General features: G+C 69.3%; 18 protein-coding genes. 15 read left to right on the top strand and 3 right to left on the bottom strand.

Annotated features, from left to right (window positions below):
- The first annotated feature begins 44 nt into the window (after window positions 1–44).
- The 11 genes from FKR81_RS05125 (at window position 45) to cobF (ending at window position 10,945) form a co-directional block, all read left to right on the top strand.
- Window positions 45–374 (top strand): DUF6247 family protein, encoded by a 330-nt coding sequence (locus FKR81_RS05125; protein WP_146349761.1) that lies wholly within the window; start codon window positions 45–47, stop codon window positions 372–374.
- A gap of 210 nt (window positions 375–584) precedes the next feature.
- Window positions 585–1,667, top strand: a complete 1,083-nt coding sequence (locus tag FKR81_RS05120; RefSeq protein WP_146349760.1) for a winged helix DNA-binding domain-containing protein — start codon at window positions 585–587, stop codon at window positions 1,665–1,667.
- Window positions 1,668–1,868: 201 nt separating this feature from the next.
- Window positions 1,869–2,996 (top strand): GNAT family N-acetyltransferase, encoded by a 1,128-nt coding sequence (locus FKR81_RS05115; RefSeq protein ID WP_146349759.1) that lies wholly within the window; start codon window positions 1,869–1,871, stop codon window positions 2,994–2,996.
- Window positions 2,993–4,135 (top strand): LuxE/PaaK family acyltransferase, encoded by a 1,143-nt coding sequence (locus FKR81_RS05110; protein WP_146349758.1) that lies wholly within the window; start codon window positions 2,993–2,995, stop codon window positions 4,133–4,135. The genes FKR81_RS05115 and FKR81_RS05110 overlap by 4 nt, the downstream gene beginning before the upstream one ends.
- Entirely contained in the window at window positions 4,132–6,615 is a 2,484-nt protein-coding gene (locus FKR81_RS05105) for an acyl-CoA reductase (protein ID WP_146349757.1), read from the top strand. Before FKR81_RS05110 ends, FKR81_RS05105 begins: the two co-directional genes overlap by 4 nt.
- Window positions 6,615–7,871 carry a phenylacetate--CoA ligase family protein gene (locus tag FKR81_RS05100; protein WP_146349756.1) on the top strand — a complete coding sequence of 419 codons (1,257 nt, stop codon included), beginning with the start codon at window positions 6,615–6,617 and terminating at the stop codon, window positions 7,869–7,871. Before FKR81_RS05105 ends, FKR81_RS05100 begins: the two co-directional genes overlap by 1 nt.
- The gene (locus FKR81_RS43330; protein ID WP_186762782.1) at window positions 7,871–8,008 is read left to right on the top strand and encodes a hypothetical protein; all 138 of its coding nucleotides are present in this window, start codon (window positions 7,871–7,873) and stop codon (window positions 8,006–8,008) included. The genes FKR81_RS05100 and FKR81_RS43330 overlap by 1 nt, the downstream gene beginning before the upstream one ends.
- On the top strand, window positions 8,005–8,127 hold the full coding sequence (locus FKR81_RS45585; protein WP_268891523.1) for a hypothetical protein: 123 nt from the start codon (window positions 8,005–8,007) through the stop codon (window positions 8,125–8,127). Before FKR81_RS43330 ends, FKR81_RS45585 begins: the two co-directional genes overlap by 4 nt.
- Window positions 8,127–9,320, top strand: a complete 1,194-nt coding sequence (locus tag FKR81_RS05095) for an MFS transporter (RefSeq protein ID WP_146349755.1) — start codon at window positions 8,127–8,129, stop codon at window positions 9,318–9,320. Before FKR81_RS45585 ends, FKR81_RS05095 begins: the two co-directional genes overlap by 1 nt.
- A 62-nt stretch (window positions 9,321–9,382) precedes the next feature.
- A complete protein-coding gene (locus FKR81_RS05090) occupies window positions 9,383–10,192 on the top strand; it encodes a S1 family peptidase (protein ID WP_146349754.1) in 810 nt (269 codons plus the stop codon).
- A gap of 9 nt (window positions 10,193–10,201) precedes the next feature.
- Window positions 10,202–10,945, top strand: coding sequence for a precorrin-6A synthase (deacetylating) (cobF, locus tag FKR81_RS05085; RefSeq protein ID WP_146349753.1), 744 nt, complete (start codon window positions 10,202–10,204; stop codon window positions 10,943–10,945).
- Here the strand turns inward: cobF and FKR81_RS05080 are convergent.
- Window positions 10,924–11,451: a TetR family transcriptional regulator gene (locus FKR81_RS05080; RefSeq protein WP_235921307.1), complete on the bottom strand. Its 528-nt coding sequence runs from the start codon at window positions 11,449–11,451 to the stop codon at window positions 10,924–10,926. The two genes, cobF and FKR81_RS05080, sit on opposite strands and share 22 nt — an antisense overlap.
- Before the next feature lie 88 nt (window positions 11,452–11,539).
- On the opposite strand from FKR81_RS05080, the gene FKR81_RS05075 reads away from it, so the two are divergent.
- On the top strand, window positions 11,540–12,355 hold the full coding sequence (locus tag FKR81_RS05075; protein WP_146349751.1) for an oxidoreductase: 816 nt from the start codon (window positions 11,540–11,542) through the stop codon (window positions 12,353–12,355).
- A 363-nt stretch (window positions 12,356–12,718) separates the two neighbouring features.
- Here FKR81_RS05075 and FKR81_RS05070 read toward each other — a convergent pair whose 3' ends face one another.
- A complete protein-coding gene (locus FKR81_RS05070; protein WP_146349750.1) occupies window positions 12,719–14,002 on the bottom strand; it encodes an aminotransferase-like domain-containing protein in 1,284 nt (427 codons plus the stop codon).
- 64 nt (window positions 14,003–14,066) lie between these two features.
- Here FKR81_RS05070 and FKR81_RS05065 point away from each other — a divergent pair, with 64 nt between their 5' ends.
- Complete coding sequence (locus FKR81_RS05065; RefSeq protein WP_146349749.1) at window positions 14,067–14,822, top strand: alpha/beta fold hydrolase; 756 nt, start codon at window positions 14,067–14,069, stop codon at window positions 14,820–14,822.
- An 8-nt stretch (window positions 14,823–14,830) separates the two neighbouring features.
- Here FKR81_RS05065 and FKR81_RS05060 read toward each other — a convergent pair whose 3' ends face one another.
- On the bottom strand, window positions 14,831–15,529 hold the full coding sequence (locus tag FKR81_RS05060) for a PP2C family protein-serine/threonine phosphatase (protein WP_146349748.1): 699 nt from the start codon (window positions 15,527–15,529) through the stop codon (window positions 14,831–14,833).
- A gap of 52 nt (window positions 15,530–15,581) precedes the next feature.
- Here FKR81_RS05060 and FKR81_RS05055 point away from each other — a divergent pair, with 52 nt between their 5' ends.
- Both FKR81_RS05055 and FKR81_RS05050 read left to right on the top strand, forming a co-directional pair.
- On the top strand, window positions 15,582–16,982 hold the full coding sequence (locus FKR81_RS05055) for an N-6 DNA methylase (RefSeq protein ID WP_146349747.1): 1,401 nt from the start codon (window positions 15,582–15,584) through the stop codon (window positions 16,980–16,982).
- A gap of 8 nt (window positions 16,983–16,990) precedes the next feature.
- The gene (locus tag FKR81_RS05050; protein ID WP_146349746.1) at window positions 16,991–17,860 is read left to right on the top strand and encodes a serine/threonine-protein kinase; all 870 of its coding nucleotides are present in this window, start codon (window positions 16,991–16,993) and stop codon (window positions 17,858–17,860) included.
- Window positions 17,861–17,971: the final 111 nt, after the last annotated feature.

Raw genomic sequence — 17,971 nt, 5'->3', positions numbered from 1 at the left:
CCAGGACACCCTGTCGCTGCCCACCGACACGCTATTGCGAGGCCGTGGCTTCCCCTGCTGCTCCGCTCCCGGCAGGTCCGCCGGACAGGAGTCCGCGCGCGATCCGAGCCGCGTTGCTGCCAGAGGAAACGGCCGACTTCGACCGCGACTACCAGCGAGCGCGCAAGATCGCGGCAGAGACGCTGAGCCTCGACGAGCTGCAGCAGACGCTCGAGCACTGGCACCGCATCGCACGGATGACCCAGGCCGATCCTGCCGCGCACCGGCGGATGCTCCTGCGGGCCGAACAGACGCTGCGCACCGGTGTACTGCCCACCGACAGCGTGTCCGCGGAGGACGTGCAGGCACTCCTGCGGGAGCGGCTGGGCCAGTAGTTGTACCGCGTCGAAACCGACCGAGGCACTGCATCAGATCGCCGCGCTGCCTCGTGAAGCCCTTGCCCGCTACGCCCAAGTGCTCGGCGTACTGGAGCTGACGCCGTGGAACGGCGCGCCCTACCACCGCGCCAACCCGGACGGCGCGTTGCGCGTGCTCTGGCTGCCACAAGGACGGGAACTGGCCGCAACGGCCTCTACCGTGGCGCTATGACGACGCTGACCCGCCGCGCGCTCAACCGGGCCACCCTCGCGCGACAGCTGCTGCTCGAACGCAGCACGATGCCGGTGCTCGACGCGGTGGAGCACCTGGCGGGCCTGCAGTCGCAGACGGTCAAGTCCTGGTACACGGGCATGTGGTCGCGCCTCGAAGCCTTCGACCCGCACGAGCTGTCGGCCCACCTGACCGAACGGCGCGTCGTGCGCATGGCGCTGATGCGCTCGACGATCCACCTGGTCACGGCCGAGGACGCCAGGTGGCTGCGCCCGCTCGTCGACCCGCCGATCGAGCGCACCACGATGGGCGCGTTCGGCAGGCACCTGAAAGACCTCGACAAGGAAGCCCTGGTCAAAGCCGGACGGGCACTCGTCGAGGAGCAGCCCATAACATTCACAGAACTAGGGAAATCACTAGAAAAAGAGTTCCACCGGGATCCGGCCGCACTCGCCCAGGCCATCCGCATGTGGGTCCCACTCGTGCAAACACCGCCGAGAGGGACGTGGACCGGTAGCGGCCTGGCGAAACACACGTCCATGGAGAACTGGCTCCACGGAGGACCTGTCACCGAGCCGACAGAAACCCTCGTGACCAGATATCTGAGGGCATTCGGTCCGGCGACCGTCAAAGACGCGCAGCAGTGGTCCGGAGTGACCCGCCTCAAAGAGGTCTTCGCGAGGATGAGCCTCGTCACGTTCACCGACGAACAGGGCCGCGAGCTGTTCGACCTGCCGGACGCGCCGAGGCCGCACGAGGAAACGCCCGCGCCGCCCAGGTTCCTGTACGACTTCGACAACCTGCTGCTCTCGCACGCGGACCGCAGCAGAATTGTCTCCGACTCGTACGATCCCGTACCGCTGATCAAGATCAATGAACAGCCGAACGCGCTCCTCGTGGACGGCTTCACCAAAGGCATGTGGAAAGTCACCAACCACGCGGGAATAGCGACGCTGGCCATTCACACGTTCGGACGGCTACCAAAGAATGAGGCCGACCAAGTGAGACGTGAGGGGTCAGAGCTGCTGTCGTTCCTCCATTCGCAGCAACGTCAGCAAATCGAATTGACCTTCTCTTGATGCTTCCTGTGATCTGCCTCGCCACCGGGAAGTATTTGCGCTGCTCCTGACGTTCCCTCACCTGAACGGCGGTTGTACCCGCCGGTAAGGTTTTTAATACGACCCCCCGTTAGTCCCCCAGTCGGTCCGAGCCGCCGCTCCTGCACCGGCTTATTAGCGCGTGCCTGAATACGCGCGGCCTTCGCCCCCCAGGAGGAAAGCTTGGAAACCGAGTTCGAACCTGCCCGCGTCGACGACGTCGACGAGCTGCTGAGGCTGTTCCGGCTGGTGTACGGCACGTCGTACGCCCTGCCCCTCGGCACGGACGGCGAGGTCATGGCCAGGGAGATCAGCTCCCCGAAGACGACGTGGCTGGTCGAGCGCAAGAACGGCAAGATCATCGCGTCCATCATGGGCACGGTCGAGCCGTCGGACCGCATGGGCAAGATGCAGGCGCTCGTCGTGGACCCGCGGCACCGCGGCGGCGGCATCGCGAACCGGATGGTCGGCGACCTCGCGAAGGTGCTGCTCGCCACCGGCGACGCGGACTCCGTGTACGGCACCGCGCGCACCACGAGCGCCGTGCCGCAGAAGATCCACCTGCGCAACGGGTTCCACGCGCTCGGCATCTTCCCGAACCTGCGCAAGGCCGAGCGGCACGAGACCATGGTGCTGCTCACCAAGTACCGCGACGGCGTGCTCGAGAACCGCCACCCGGTGCACAAGGCGCCCCAGAGCCTCGGCCCGCTGCTGAAGACCGTGCACGAGACCGTCGGCCTGCCGGTGTTCCCCGAGCTGGTGCCGGAGAGCGAGTTCCAGGCCGCCGAGAGCTCCGGCTCCATCGAGCTGATCGACGCGCCGAACTTCGTGCAGCAGCACTTCGACAGCACGATGATCGACCCGGTGCGCCGGTTCTACCCGCTGCACAAGCCGAACGTGCTGCTCGCCGAGTCCACCGGCGCTTACCAGGTGTACGCGCACCTGAGCCGCAAGGACGGCTACTGCACGCTGATCGGCGCGACCCCGTCGCCGATGGACGTGGCGCCGCACATGGAGAAGCTGATCGACGAGCTGAACGGCTACGGCGCGTTCTACATCGAGACGATCGTGCCGCTCTACGCGTTCGAGGAGCTCAGCGCGGCGCTCGCGCACGGCTTCCTGCCCGTCGCCATGTACCCGGCGATGCGCAAGGAGGGCGAGCGCTGGCACGACTACGTCGTCATGGCGCGCACCATGCAGCCGCTGGACTTCCGCGGCCTCGCGATCGACGCAGCGTTCCAGCCGTTCGCCGAGCAGTACATCGACCTGTGGACGCAGAAGTTCCTCAACACCAGCGGAGTGTTCCGGTGAACCAGCACCTCGGACCGGTGACGGTTCCCGACTCGGCACGGCTCGGTGCCGTGCAACAGCTCTGCGACATCGCGGACCCGTACGACCACAGCGACGAAGCGCTGTTCATCGAGGCGATGAACGAGTCGAACCGCTGGCACGCCGAGAGGTCGCCGTTCTTCGCGTCCCTTTGGGATGGTCGGCCCATCGACAACGTTGTCGAACAGCCTTACGTGCACGCGAACTTCTTCAAGATGCACGAGGTGCTGAGCATCCCGCGCGCGGACGTCGCGGTGCACGCCACGAGCTCCGGCACGACCGGGCAGAAGTCGCAGATGTTCTGGGACAGCTGGACGCACCAGGCCGGTCAGCGCATGGTCGCGCGGATCTACGACCACTACGGCTGGATCGACGCCCGCGAGCCCGTGCACTACCTGCTGTACACCAACCAGCCGACGCCGAGCGTCAAGCTGGGCAGCTCGATGACCGGTCAGTTCATGACGGACTTCGCGCCGGTCCAGTCCGTCCACTACGGACTCGCGCACACCGGCACCGGGCACGAGTTCGACGCCTTCGGCTGCATCCGCGCGCTCCAGGAGTTCGCGGACTCCGGCCTGCCGGTGCGGATCTTCGGCTTCCCCGCGTTCCTCAGCTTCACGCTGGACCGCATGCGCGCCATGGGCCTGCCGCCGCTGAAGCTGAACGAGCGGTCACTGGTGCTGTTCGGCGGTGGCTGGAAGTCCAACGCGGACAAGCAGATCAGCAAGACCGAGATGCGCGACAAGATCACCGACATGCTGGGCATCCCGGACGGGCGGGTGCGCGACGGCTACGGCTCGGTCGAGCACTCGATCCCGTACCTGGAGTGCGCGCACCACAACCTGCACGTCCCGACCTGGTCGCGGGCGCTGGTCCGCGACGTGAAGACGCTGGACGTGCTCGGGTTCGGCGAGCCCGGCTACCTCCAGTTCGTCTCCCCGTACATCACCTCGGCACCCGCGCAGAGCGTGCTCATGGGCGACCTCGCGGCGCTGCACGCGCCGGACGAGTGCGGTTGCGGTGCGAAGACCCCGTGGTTCGAGATCCTCGGCCGCGCAGGCGTCTCCCGCAACAAGTCCTGTGCGATCGCGGCTGCGGAACTCTTGAAGGGCAAGTCATGAACCAGCACTACTGGCAGGGAGAGTGGGTCTCCGACACCGAGGCCGACCTCCGGCTCGACACGCTGGAGGACCGCACCCAGCAGGTGATCACGGGACCGCGGCTGAGCCCGCTCGTGGTCATGGCCGCCGCCGAGCGCCTGATCCCGAAGCTCGGTGAGCACCGCGGCAGGCTGGAGGCGTGGGGCCTCGGCGACGCCGAGATCGAGGGCACGCTCGGCACGCTGGCCTACGCGCTGAGCCGAGTGGAGCTGGAGCGCAAGGTCACCCGCGAGCTCGGGGGCGTCGACCCGGCCCGCCTGGCGCGGTTCGACTTCCGCCAGCCCACCTACGAGGCGTGGGTGCCGCTGGGCCTGCTCGCGCACGTCACGTCCGGCAACGCGGCCGCGGCAGGCGTGCTGAGCGGCATCGAGGGCCTGCTGTCCGGGAACCTCAACGTCATCAAGGTGAGCAGCGACGACTCGCGCTTCACCGCCGACGTGCTCGCCGCGCTGGCCGACGAGGACCCGTCCGGCCAGATCGCGGCACGGCTGGTCGTGCTGCACTTCTCGTCGTCGCGTCGCGAGTGGCTGAGCCGCATGTGCGGCGCGGCGGACGCGGTCGCGGTGTGGGGTGGCGAGGAGGCCATCGCCGGCGTCGCCGAGCTGGTGCGCCCCGGCACCCGGCTCGTCGACTGGGGCCCGAAGCTGTCGTTCGCGTACCTGACGGCGGACAATTGGTCCGATGTGGACGCTCTCCGCGCGATCGCGACCGACATCTGCCAGAACGAGCAGCAGTCGTGCTCCAGCCCGCAGGTGATCTACCTGGACACCGAGCACGACTCGGACGTCTTCGCGTTCGCCGCGCGCTTCGCCGGTGTGCTCGGCCAGGTCGCCGCGCCCGCTCGCGAGCCGTCGCAGGCCGAGTGGGCGGAGATCAACAACACCGTCGTCGTGACCAGGCTCGAGGAGCACCTCGGTCTCACCCAGGTGCACGCCGGTGACCACTGGCGGGTCCTCGCGGACACCAGGTCCGCGCTGCGCGCCTCGCCGCTGTACCGCACGGTGTGGGTGAAGCCGTTGCCGCGCAAGCAGATCGCCGCGACGCTGCGGCCGATGCGCCGCTACCTGCAGACCGTGGGCCTGGCCGCGTCGCGTCCCGACACCGCGGCGCTCGCCAGGACGTTCGTGTCCGTCGGCGCGCAGCGGATCACCGTGCCCGGCGAGATGCAGGGCGGCTACAGCGGTGAGCCGCACGACGGCGTGTACGCGTTGCAGCGCTACAGCAACCGCGTCTCGGTGAAGCTCGACGAGCGGTTCGCGTGCGACGCGAGCCTCGACGACCTGGACGAGGTGCGTCAGCTCGCGCCGCCGCCGGTCGCGGTCACGCCGAAGACCGGCTTCGAGACCCTGCAGTCCGCCGACGACCACGCGGACGTGTACTTCCGCAGCGGCGGCAGCGCCGGTGCGCCGAAGCTGTCCGCGTTCACCTGGGCCGACTACGACGAGCACATGCGGTTCGGCGCGGAGAGCCTGCTCGCGACCGGCCTGGACGCGCGCACGGACCGGGTGATGAACCTGTTCTTCGGCGGGCACATGTACGGCAGCTTCATCAGCTTCTTCTCTTCTCTGGAGCGGATGGGCGCCGTGCAGTTCCCGATGGGCGGCGAGTGGCACCAGCTGGACAACATCGCGCAGTCCATCGTGGACAACCGGGTCAACACGCTGCTGACCGCGCCGAGCTTCGTGCAGCGCCTGTTCACCGAGCAGGGCGACCTGCTGCGGTCGTACGGCGGCGTGCGCAAGATCTACTACGCCGGTGAGCACTTCGCGGAGCAGCAGATCGCCTGGCTGCGCGAGGAGTTCGGGGTCGAGGTCGTCCGCTCCGCCGCGTACGGCAGCGTCGACGCGGGCCCGATGGGCTACCAGTGCGAGCACTCGTCCACCCGCGTGCACCACCTGTTCACCGGCCTGCACACGCTGGAGATCCTCGACCCGGACGCGGACCAGCCGGTGCGCGGCACGCAGCCCGGCCGTCTCGTGTTCACCGCGCACACCCGGCGCGGCCAGCGGCTCGACCGCTACGAGATCGGCGACCTCGGCCGCTGGGTGCCCGGCGACTGCCCGTGCGGCCGCCGCACGCCGCGGTTCGAACTGCTGGGCCGCGTCGGTGACGTGTTCCGCATCGGCGCGCAGACCATGAACTACCGCCGGTTCGTCGCGGCCGCCGAGGACGGCTTCGGCTACGCGGGCGCGCTGCAGCTCGTGCTGAGCGAGCACATCGAGGCCGAGCAGCTGACCGTCCTGCTGGAGCAGGGCAAGACGCACGACCTGGCACGCGCCGAGCGCGCGTTCCTCTCCCAGTACAAGGAGCTCTCCGAGGGCGTCGAGCACGACCGCCTCATCCGGCTGCGGGTCGAGTCCGTGCCGCTGGACGAGTTCCACCGCACCGCGACCAGCGGCAAGTTGATCTCCGTCGTCGACCGGCGAGGAAGGGCTATCTGATGACCACGTCATCTCCTCTGGCAGACCTGCGCTCGCTGGTCGAGCACGCACGCGCGAACTCCCCGTTCTACAAGGAGCTCTACGACGGCCTGCCCGCCGACTGGACCGTCGCCGACCTGCCGATCATCGAGCAGGCGAAGTTCTGGGACGCGAACACGTTGCGGGACAACCAGGTCATGACCGGCCCGCACACCGACGGCATCGTCTTCAAGACCGGCGGCACGACCAACGCGCCGCGCGTCTCCTGGTACTCGCGCGACGAGTGGCGCTCGATGGCCGAGGTGTTCGCGACCGGCATGCACGCCGCAGGCGTCCGCGAGGGCGACCGGGTCGCGAACCTGTACTACGCCGGCGAGCTGTACTCCGGGTTCATCATCACGATGAACACCCTCGAGCTGGTGAACACCGTGCAGCTGCCGATCGCCGGTGGCGCGCCGCTCGACTTCACCCTGCAGACGCTGCAGGACTTCCACGCGACCGTCGTCGCCGCGTTCCCCACGTCGCTCGTGCGGCTGGCGCAGTACGTGATCGACAACGCCGGTTCGCTGCCGGAGATCCGGCTCGTGCTGTTCAGCGGTGAGGCGTTCTACGGCGACCAGCGCACGGTCGTGGAGACCGCGTTCCCCAACGCCGTCATCCGCTCCATCGGCTACGGCAGCGTCGACGGCGGCATCCTCGGCGCGTCGGTCGCCGACTCGGAGGACCCCCGCGTCTTCCGCGCGTTCCGGCCGTCGCGGCTGCTGGAGATCGTCGACGTCGACACGAACGAGCCGATCGAGGAGCCGGGTCGTCCCGGCCGCCTGCTCGTCACCGACCTGTCGCGCACGCTGATGCCGATCATCCGCTACCCCGTCGGCGACCTGGCCGAGTGGATCTCCTTCGAGGAGGGCACCTTCCGCCTGCTCGGCCGGGCGGACGAGGGCGCGCGCTGCGGGCCCGTCACACTGCACCTGGACTACCTGCGCTCGGTCGTCGCCGAGGCGCTGGAGTCGCGGCACGTCACCGGTTTCCAGGTCGTGCTGCGCCGCGTGGACGCCAAGGACCAGCTCGTGCTGCGCGTCGCGTGCACGGCCGAGGACCGGGAGTCGTTGTACCCGGCCATTTCCGACGGCGTCGACCGGATCAGCCCGCGGTTCGCCGACCACGTGCGGCGCGGTGTGATCAACCCGCTCGTCGTCGAGTGGGTCGACGCGCTGCAGACGAACCCGCGCACCGGCAAGACGATCCGGCTGGTCGACGAGAGGCCGGTCGCCTGATGCCCGACGGCGACCACCGCCTGATCTGCCTCGGTCTCGTCCCGCGCAAGTCCCTTGGCGTACAGCACTACTCGATCGCACTGCTCATCCCGACCCCCGCCCGCAAGTCGAGCGACGAAAGGCCGATCACCCGATGAACGACGACCAGCAGCTGATCTCGCTCGGCCTCGTGCCGCGCAAGTCGCTCGGCGTGCGGTACTACTCCGTCGCGCTCGTGTTCCCCTCTCCGTCGAGCGACGAGAAGCGGGTGTCCTGATGTCGCGCGACTTCCGGCTGGTGTGGCTGGGCCAGGTGCTCAGCCAGGGCGGCACGCGGTGCTACCAGATCGCGCTGCTGTGGTGGCTGCTCAGCTCGCTGCCCGCCGACTGGCGCGGCCTCGCGTCCGGCGCGTTCCTCGTCGTGGGCGCGCTGCCCGCGCTGGTGCTGGTCGGCCAGATCGGCCGGTTGATCTCGCGCGTGCCGTCGCGGACGGTGATGCTGCGCGCCGAGCTGATCGCGTTCGTGTTCGTCGCGGTGCTCGCGGTGTTCGCGTTCCAGGACGCGGTGCCGGTGTGGTCGGTGTACGTGGTCGGCCTCGTGCTGGCGACGTGCCAGGCGTTCTTCGACCCCACGCTGATGAAGGCGCTGCCCGAGCTCGTCGAGCCGGAGCAGATCCAGAAGGCGGTCGGTTTCGGCACGTCCACGCAGTCCGTCGCGAACTTCGCGGGCGCGGCGTTCGGCGCGGTGCTGCTGGCGTCCGTCGGGTTCCCCGGCGCGGTCGCGATCAACGCGGTGACCTACGGCGTGTCCGCTGCGTGCATCGCCGCCGCGCGGTTCCGGCCGATGCCCGCCGGCCCCGCGCCCGAGGCGTCGAACGGCACCTGGACGTTCCTCGGCACGCTGCCCGGCATCCGGCCGCTGCTGCTGTGCTTCGCCGCGGTGAACTTCTTCTCCGCGCCGACGCTGCTGGTGCTGCCGCTGTACACGAAGTCCGTGCTGGGACTGGGCCCGTCGACGCTGGCGATGCTGGAAGCCGCGCTGTGGCTGGGTCTGCTGATCGGCGCGTTCACCGCGCCGAAGATCCCGGTGTCCGGTCCGGTGACCAGGTTCGGCGCGCTGTGCGTCGCCGCGTTCGGCGTGTTCCTCGCGGTGCCCGGTCTGGCCGTGTCGCCGGTGCTCTACACGGTGACGCTCGCGGTCAGCGGGTTCTGCCTCGGCGTCTGCAACGTCAAGTTCACGACGCTCTTCCAGGAGGTCGTGCCCGACTCGGCGAAGGGTCGCTTCTTCGCCGCGCTCATGGCGTCCGTGGCGACGACGTTCCCGGTCGCGTTCCTGGCGTTCGGCGCGTTCGGTGACGTGGTGAGCGCCCAGGTGCTGTGCCTGTTCCAGGGCGCGGGGCTCCTCGCGCTGAGCCTGGTGCTGGCGCGGCTGCGCGAGCCGGTACGTCATTTGTCCACAGTGTCCAACTGAGACGAACCGGGGCTCCTTCGGCGGCGTGCGCAGTCCATCGCACGTCACGAAGGAGCCCCTCCATGTTGCGCAAGATCCCCGTTCTCGCTCTGCTGCTGTGCGCCGCCGTCGCGACGCCCGCGCAGAGTGCCACCACGCTGCCGGACTCCGTCGCCAGCTGGTGGACCGAGGGCGACACGCTCGTCGTGTCCGTCACCTCACGCGACGCGGCCGCGACGAGATTCCTGGCCACGCTGCCCGGGAAGGTCCGGGTCGTCCAGGAGCCGAAGCTGCTCATGGCGACGGACGTCAAGGGCGGCGACGGCTGGAACAACGGCACCAGCCGCTGCTCGGTCGGGTTCTCCGCGACCGGTTCCGGTGGCAGCAAGCACTTCATCACCGCCGGCCACTGCACGAAGGTGAAGGGCGCCACCGCCCGCTCCACCACCACGCTCACCACGATGGGCACGGTGAACGGCAGCACGTTCAGCAAGACCGGCGACTTCGGCAAGGTGGACGTGACGTCGGCCGAGTTCGCGCTGACGCCGAAGGTCAACGGCTACGGCACCGGTGACGTGACGATCAAGGGCTCGACCGAGGCCGCGATCGGCGCGTCGGTGTGCAAGTCCGGCAGCACCACCAAGGTCACCTGCGGCAAGATCACCGCGAAGAACGTGTCGTTCAACGCGGGCAACGGCGTGATCGTCGAGGGCCTGACCAAGACCGACATCTGCTCCAACCCCGGCGACTCCGGTGGCGCGGTCTACGCGGGAGCGCAGGCGCAGGGCATCGTCTCCGCGGGCACGGCCAACTGCACCAGCGGCAAGCTGACGCTGTTCCAGCCGATCGGCGAGGCGCTGTCCGCGTTCGGCGTGACGCTCGTGCGCGGTTAGTGTGTCGCGGTGCGGAAGATCCTGGTCATCGGTATCGGCGCGGGCGACCCCGACCACCTGACGGTGCAGGCGGTCAAGGCCCTCAACACGGTCGACGTGTTCTTCGTGCTGGACAAGGGCGAGGTGAAGCAGGAGCTGGTCGACCTGCGGCAGGAGATCCTCACCAGGCACGTGACGCGCCCGTACCGGGTGCTCGAAGGCCGTGACCCCGATCGGGACCGCACCGCGGGCGACTACGTGGGCGCGGTGGACGACTGGCGTCGCCGCCGCGCCGACGTGTTCGCGTCGCTGCTGGAGTCGCTGGGTGCCGATGAGGTCGGGGCGTTCCTCGTGTGGGGCGACCCGTCGCTGTACGACAGCACGCTGCACATCCTCGAAGACCTGCTGGCGCGCGGTGTTCCGTTCGAGCACTCGGTCATTCCGGGCATCACGTCGGTGGCGGCGCTGACCGCGCGGCACCGGGTGAACCTCAACCAGGTCGGCAAGCCGGTGCAGATCACCACCGGCCGCAGGCTCGCCGCCGGCTGGCCGTCCGATGTGGACGACGTGGCCGTGATGCTGGACGCGCACTGCGCGTTCGCCGACGTCCCGCCGGACACGTACGTCTACTGGGGCGCGTACCTCGGCATGCCGGACGAGATCCTGATCTCCGGGCGGGTGGGGGACGTGGCCGCCGAGATCGTTCGCGTGCGCGCGGAAGCCCGTGAGCGCAAGGGTTGGATCATGGACACCTACCTGCTGCGCAGGAGCTGATCCACCGAGCGCACGACCAGGTCGCGGCTCGCGACCGGCGACGAGAACCCCAGTATCGACAGGTGCACGACCAGGCTCAGCAGCTCCTCGGGGTCGAAGTGCTGGGGCAGTTCGCCCTTTTCCTGCGCCTCCGCGATCGCGGCGACCTTGTGCACGTACGCCTTCGCCTCGGCCTCGGGGATCGCGTCGAACCCGTTCTCCAGCCGGTGCCACGCGGCGAGCCGCAGCACCTCGGGGTGCTCGACGTACCGGTCGAACAGGCGTCCCGCGTAGCCGGCGAGGTCGTCCGCCGTGATCGGGACGGCCTCGATCGCCGCGTCGACCTGCTGCTTCAGCACCTCGTCGAACAGGCCTTCCTTGCTGCAGAAGTACGCGTAGATCATCGCCTTGTTGGCGCCCGCGTTCTTCGCGATGCGATCGACGCGCGCGCCCGCGATGCCGTGCTCCGCGAACTCCTGCACGGCCGCGGCCAGCAGTTTCCGCTTCGTCTCTTCCTTGTCCCTCACCACTCCCCGATTCTAACCAACTAGTTGGTTGACAGCCAGCCATGGTCGTGCCATGGTTTTGTAACCAACCAGTTAGTTAGGAGCGGACATGAAGGTCGCACTGGTCACAGGCGCTTCCTCCGGCATCGGCGAGTCCACGGCTGTCGCACTGCAGGACGCGGGCTACACGGTCTACGCGGCCGCGCGGCGGGTGGATCGGATGTCCTCGCTGGCCGCGCGGGGCATCAAGGTCGTGAAGATGGACGTCACCGACGACTCGTCGATGGTCTCCGGGATCGCGCAGATCATCGACGAGTCCGGCCGCATCGACGTGCTGGTCAACAACGCGGGCTACGGCTCGTACGGCGCGTTCGAGGACGTGCCGCTGTCCGAGGGCCGCTACCAGTTCGAGGTCAACGTGTTCGGCCTCGCCCGGCTGGTGCAGCTGACCACGCCGCACATGCGGGCGCAGGGCAGCGGCAAGATCGTGAACGTGTCGTCGATCGGCGGCAAGATCTACGAGCCGCTCGGCGGCTGGTACCACTCGACGAAGTTCGCCGTCGAAGGGCTGTCCGACTCGCTGCGGCTGGAGCTCAAGCCGTTCGGCATCGACGTCGTGGTGATCGAGCCCGGTGCGATCAAGACCGAGTGGGCGGGCATCGCGGTCGACAACCTGATGAAGACGTCCGGATCCGGTGCTTACGCGTCGCAGGCCAAGGCGTTGGCTTCCTTCTTCTCGCGGGCCACGGACGGGTCCGAGCCGTCGGTGATCGCGGATGTGATCGTTCGGGCCGTCAAGGCTCGGCGGCCTCGCACTCGGTACGCCGCTGGGTATTTGGCTCGGCCGATTCTGTTCCTGCGGCGGGTTCTGCCGGATCGCGCTTTTGACGCTATGTTCCTGAGCATGATTCGTCGGTTCGCGTAGGTCGCCGTTTTGCCTGGTCAGTTGCGCTTTGCTTGATCAACGGCCCGTTCACGCGGCTGGTCTGGGGATTCGCGGAACGTTCGGGGGCCGCCGATCGTTGCGCAAAAGGAAAGCGCGCGGGGGCAGCGGCGGTCCGCCCTCGGCCCTGGGCCGGTGTCAGTCGACAGGTGCAGGCTGGGGCAGGCGGCGGTGCCCGAGGTGGTGCTGGTCGGCGTGGTGCTGGTCGACAGTGGCGGAGCCGGAGTCAGGCGACGGCGGCCGGAATGGTGCTGGCGGACAGGCCCGAGCGGGTGTCGGCCCGCGAGTTCCGGCCAGAGCAGCCGCCGGTGCCCGGACCGGGTCAACCGACAGGGCCGGCGCGGATCAGTCGACGGTGTCCGGGGCGGAGCGGGCGATGCTCGCCAAAGTGGCCAGTGCCGCGGCCAGCGTCGCCGGCGGTGGCGAGGCCAACGCGAGACGGACGGCGTTCGGGGCATGGCTCGGCCCCACCGCGAACGCGGCGGCCGGGGTCACCGCGATGCCGCGCCGAGCGGCCGCCGCCACGAAGGTCTCGGCCCGCCACGGCTCGGGCAGCTCCCACCACATGTGGTAGGCGCGGAGGTCGCGGCGCAAGGTGAACCCGTCGAGTGCGCGAGTCGCGATCTCCTGGCGTGCCAGTGCGTCGCGGCGCTTCGCGGCGCCGATCTCGGCGACCGTGCCGTCCGTGATCAGGCCGGTCCCCGCGTCCAGTGAGAACCGCGGGGCCGCCCAGCCACCAGAGCGGACGGCGGTGACCACCCGGTCAACAACCGAGCCGGGCGCGGCGATGATGCCGAGAGTCAGGCCCGGCGCGACGCGCTTGGACAGGCTGTCGACGATCAGCGTGCGGTCGCTGTCGATCAGCGGTTCGTCGTGCAGGAAACCGTTGACCCGGTCCTCGATGGCGAACAAGCCGTTAAGGCGCAAGGCTTCCGCGATGTCGGCGCGGCGACAGGAGGACATCGTGACGCCGAGCGGGTTGTGCAGTGCGGACTGCAAGTACACCGCGCGCACCCCCTGGATACCGGCCGGGACAAGGCCTTCGTCGTCCATCGGCAGCGGCACGAGCACGACGCCGAGCCGGGCGGCGATGCCCTTCACGACCGAGTAGGTGAGGCGTTCCACGCCGAGCCGTTCGCCGACAGGCACCAGACTCGCGATGGCGGCCGCGATGGCCTGGCGGCCGCCGCCCGCGAACACGATCTGCCGGTCCGCGGGGATGAGTTGCCGGGCGGCGGCGCGGGCCTGCGGGGTGCCGGTGACACCGACGGGTTGCTGGGCCTCGGCCAGCACATCGGGGCGCAGCATGCGGGTGAGGCTGCGGGCCACGAGTGCGGTTTGCTCTGGCACTACTGGGAAGTTGAGCTCGAGGTCGACGTGCGCGGACGCGGGTTCGGCCAGTGGGAGCTCGGTGACGTCCTCGCGGGCGCGGACGAACGTGCCGCGGCCTACCTCGCCCACCGCTAGGCCGCGGCGCACCAGCTCGCCGTAGACGCGGGACACCGTGGACGGCGCGATGCTGTTGCGGCGCGCGAAAGTGCGCTGCGGCATCAGCTTCTCGCCCGGACGCAGCCGACCGTGAGTGATGTCCGAAGCCAGACGGTCGGCGAGCGCCTTGTAGTCGTCCATCAGAATTGCTCCGAGTACATTGTTCTCATTGCATTGAGGCGAATGTACTCGTTAACGTCGAGTCATGGAACTGGCATTTGACGACGAAGGCGCTGGCCCGGCGCTCGTGCTGGTGCACGGCCACCCGTTCAACCGCTCGATGTGGCGGCCCCAGGTCGAGCACTTCCGGAGCAGCCACCGGGTGATCGCGCCGGACCTGCGCGGGTACGGCGCATCGCCGGTCGTTCCCGGGAAGACGCCGCTCGCCGCGTTCGCGTGGGACATCGCGGACCTGCTCGACCGACTGAAAGTGGAAAACTGCATCATGGCCGGGTTGTCGATGGGCGGCCAGATCGTCATGGAGTTCCACCGGCTGTTCCCGGAACGGTTGCGCGGCATGGTGCTCGCGGACACCAGCCCGGTCGGGGAAACGCCCGAGGGCAAGGAGTTCCGGTACGCCACCGCGGAACGGCTGCTCGCCGAGGGCATGGAGCCGTACGCGGACGAGGTGCTGCCGCTGATGGTCTCGCCCGCCAACGCGGAGGCGTCCAAGATCGTGCTGGAGATGATGCGGGCGTCACCGCCGGAGGGCGCGGCTGCGGCGTTGCGCGGGCGCGCGGAACGGCCGGACTACGTGGAGTCGTTGGCGCACACCGAGACCAAGACGTTGATCGTGGTCGGACGCGAGGACGCGTACACGCCGGTGAACGAGGCCGAGGAGTTGCACAGCAGGATGCGCGACTCGGAGCTGGTGATCGTCGAGGGTGCGGCGCACCTGCCGAACCTGGAGCGGCCGGAGGAGTTCAACGCGGCGCTGGAGCGATTCCTCGGCAGGGCCTGAGCGGTCCCTCAGTAGCGCTGGTACCAGCGGCGCTTGACGACGTCCGTGATCACGCAGGTGATGTTGTCCGGGCCGCCGTTGCCGTTGGCCAGCGCGACGAGCCGCCACGCGGCCTCCTCGCCGTCCTCCACCGAGGCGAGCACCTCGCCGACGTCCTCGATGGACGAGTAGTCCGTGAGGCCATCGGAGCACAGCAGGTAGCGGTCGCCCGCTTTCGCCTCGTGCAGCGTGATGTCCGGCTCGTGCGACCCTCCACTTTGGAGTGCCCGGATGACGTACGCGCGGCGCGGGTGGTTGAGCGCCTCCTCGGGCGTCATGCGGCCCGCGTCGACAAGGGCCTGGACCATGGTGTGGTCGTGCGAGATCTGGATGAGCTCACCGGCGCGCAGCAGGTAGGCGCGCGAGTCGCCGATGTGCGCGAGCTCGAAGGTCAGTCCGTTCCAGCGCATCGCGGTGAGCGTGGTGCCGGTGCCCTCCGGCGCTTCCAGGTCGAGCCTGCGCGCGATCTCCGCGACCGCCGCACCGAGGTCGCCCGCGAACGTCTCCAGTACGTCGATCGCGATGCCGCTGGCGACCTCGCCGTGCGCGTGGCCGCCCATGCCGTCCGCGACCGCCTGCAGGTCGGGGCCTGCGAAGTACGCGTCCTCGTTCTGTTCGCGCATCAACCCCGGATCGGACGCAGCAGCGACCCGCAGCTCGTGTGTCATGCCACCAGTAGAGCAGTTGTGAACTGACTTCACAAGCACTAGTGTTGACCGCATGGACGAGACCGTGAACGCGGGGGACATCGCACGGCTCGTCGACGTGGGACGGGCCGCCGTCAGCAACTGGCGCAGGCGGTACGACGACTTCCCGCAGCCCGTCGGCGGCACCGCGTCCAGCCCGCTGTTCTCGTTGCGCGAGGTCGAGGAGTGGTTGCGGCGCAACGGCAAGCAGTTCCACGTCTCCCCCGCCGACCGCCTCTGGCAGCAGATCAAGGACGACGACCTGCGTCTCGGCGAACGCGTCGCCGAGGCGGGCAGGCACACCGATCCTGCCACCTTCGAGTTCCTCTACGAGCGTTACGCCGAGGCCCACTCGCGCCAGCTCAACGTCACCCCGGACGACATCGCGAAGCTCATGGTCGAGCTGGCCGAGGCCGACCGCGGCACGGTCGTCGACCCGGCGTGCGGCACCGGCACGCTGCTCAAGCAGGCCGGCGGCGCGCGGAAAGGCCAGGAGCTGGACCCGACGAGCGCCGAGATCGCCAGCATCCGGCTGCCCGAAGCGCAGATCCACACCGGCGACTCGTTGCGGCACAACGCATTCGCCGAAGCCACAGCGGACGCCGTCGTGTGCGACCCGCCGTTCCACGAGCGCTCGTGGGGTCACGAGGAGCTGGTCGGCGACCCGCGTTGGGCGTACGGACTGCCGCCGCGCGGCGAGCCCGAGCTGGCGTGGGTGCAGCACTGCCTGTCGCTGACGAGGCCGGGCGGCCGCGTCGCGATCCTCATGCCGAGCGCGGCCACGTCACGCCGTCCCGGCAAGCGGATCCGCGGCAACCTCCTGCGCGCCGGCGCGTTGCGCGCGGTCATCACGGTGGCGGGCGGCCGCGACATCTGGCTGCTGCGCCACCCGCTCCCCGACGAACGCCCACCCGAGCACATCCTGCTGCTGGAGGAGTTCAGCCCCGACGCCGAGCCGAACACGCGGATCATCGACCTGCTCGACGACCACGTCGACCTGAGCCCGTCGCGGCACAGCAGGGCCGACGTCGCGACCGCGTTCCTGCACGCCCGCGCGACCTTCGCACTGCCGGAGCCACCCGCGCTCGAACGCCGCGAGCCACCGCCGATGACGACGATCGGCGACCTGGTCCGCACTGCGCCCGGCAGCGTCACGGTCACCTCGCCGACCGGCGCCAGCTACGACATCGACCCGGAGGTCGTCGACCCGGACTACCTGTCCGGACTGTTGCGCGCGGCGCTGGCCTGCACTCCGACGGGATCGAGCAGGCTGGACCTGAAGCGCACGCCCGTTCCGCTGATCGAGATCGACGAACAACGCCGCTACGGCGAAGCGTTCCGGCAGCTCAAGGCGATGGAGGACGGATTCGCCGAGGCCGCGGAGCTCGTCCGGCTAGGCTTCACCGGACTTCTGGGTGGGCAGCTCGAGCCGTAGGAGGGCGAATGCTGATCGCCGACCGCTACGAGCTCGACGACCTCCCGCTCGGCCGGGGCGGCATGGGTGCCGTGCACCGGGGCCACGACAAGCACCTCAACCGCCGCGTCGCGGTGAAGCTGCTCCAGCTCCCCGGCGGCCACGAGCACGAGCTGGCGCACCGCTTCGCCCGCGAGGCCAGGATCGTCGCCCGCCTCGAACACCCCGGCGCGCCGGTGCTCTACGACTTCGGCACGCACGACCACCTGCTGTACCAGGTCATGCAGTTCATCGACGGCGTCACCATCGCGGACCTGGTGAGCGAGCACGGCCCGCTGCCCGTCCCGTGGGCCGCTTCCGTTGCCGCGCAGTCGTGCGCCGTGCTGGCCGCCGCGCACGGGTTGTCGATCTGCCACCGCGACCTCAAGCCCACCAACCTGATGCTGTGCCCGGACGGCAGCGCCAAGGTGCTCGACTTCGGGCTGGCCGTGCTGCGCGAGAGCGACGTCGCCCAGTTCAGCAGGGCCGGGCAGATCATCGGCACGCCCGCGTACATGGCGCCGGAACAGGTGCGGCTCGGCGTCGCCGAACCGCGCAGCGACCTGTACGCGCTGGGGTGCGTGCTGCACGAGATGCTGACCGGGGAACAGCTCTTCACCGGTCCGACCGCGTACGCGGTGTTCGACCGGCAGGTCAAGGAACGTCCTCCGCGCACCGGGACCGTGCTCGACGACCTGCTCCAGTCGTTGCTGGCCAAGGAACCGGAGCACCGGCCCGCCAGCGCCGCCGAGCTCTTCGACGTGCTGCAGCCGTTCGCGACGAACCTGCCGCCGCTGCCCGGATTCCTGCACCCCGGCCCGAATCCCGGCCACATGTACGCCAGGGTCGCCGGCCGCTAGTCCCGCACCTGAAATTTCACCTGCGAAGCCCGGCTCGACCCGCTGGGACGCAGACCGTCCCCCTGTTGGGATGTCCTTGCGGGCCGCCGAAAGGCCGATCGTGGACGAATG

This window comes from Lentzea tibetensis, assembly GCF_007845675.1.
Taxonomy (GTDB): domain Bacteria; phylum Actinomycetota; class Actinomycetes; order Mycobacteriales; family Pseudonocardiaceae; genus Lentzea; species Lentzea tibetensis.
The sequence above is the reverse complement of the archived record's forward strand: the minus strand, read 5'-3'. Positions and strand labels throughout refer to the sequence as shown.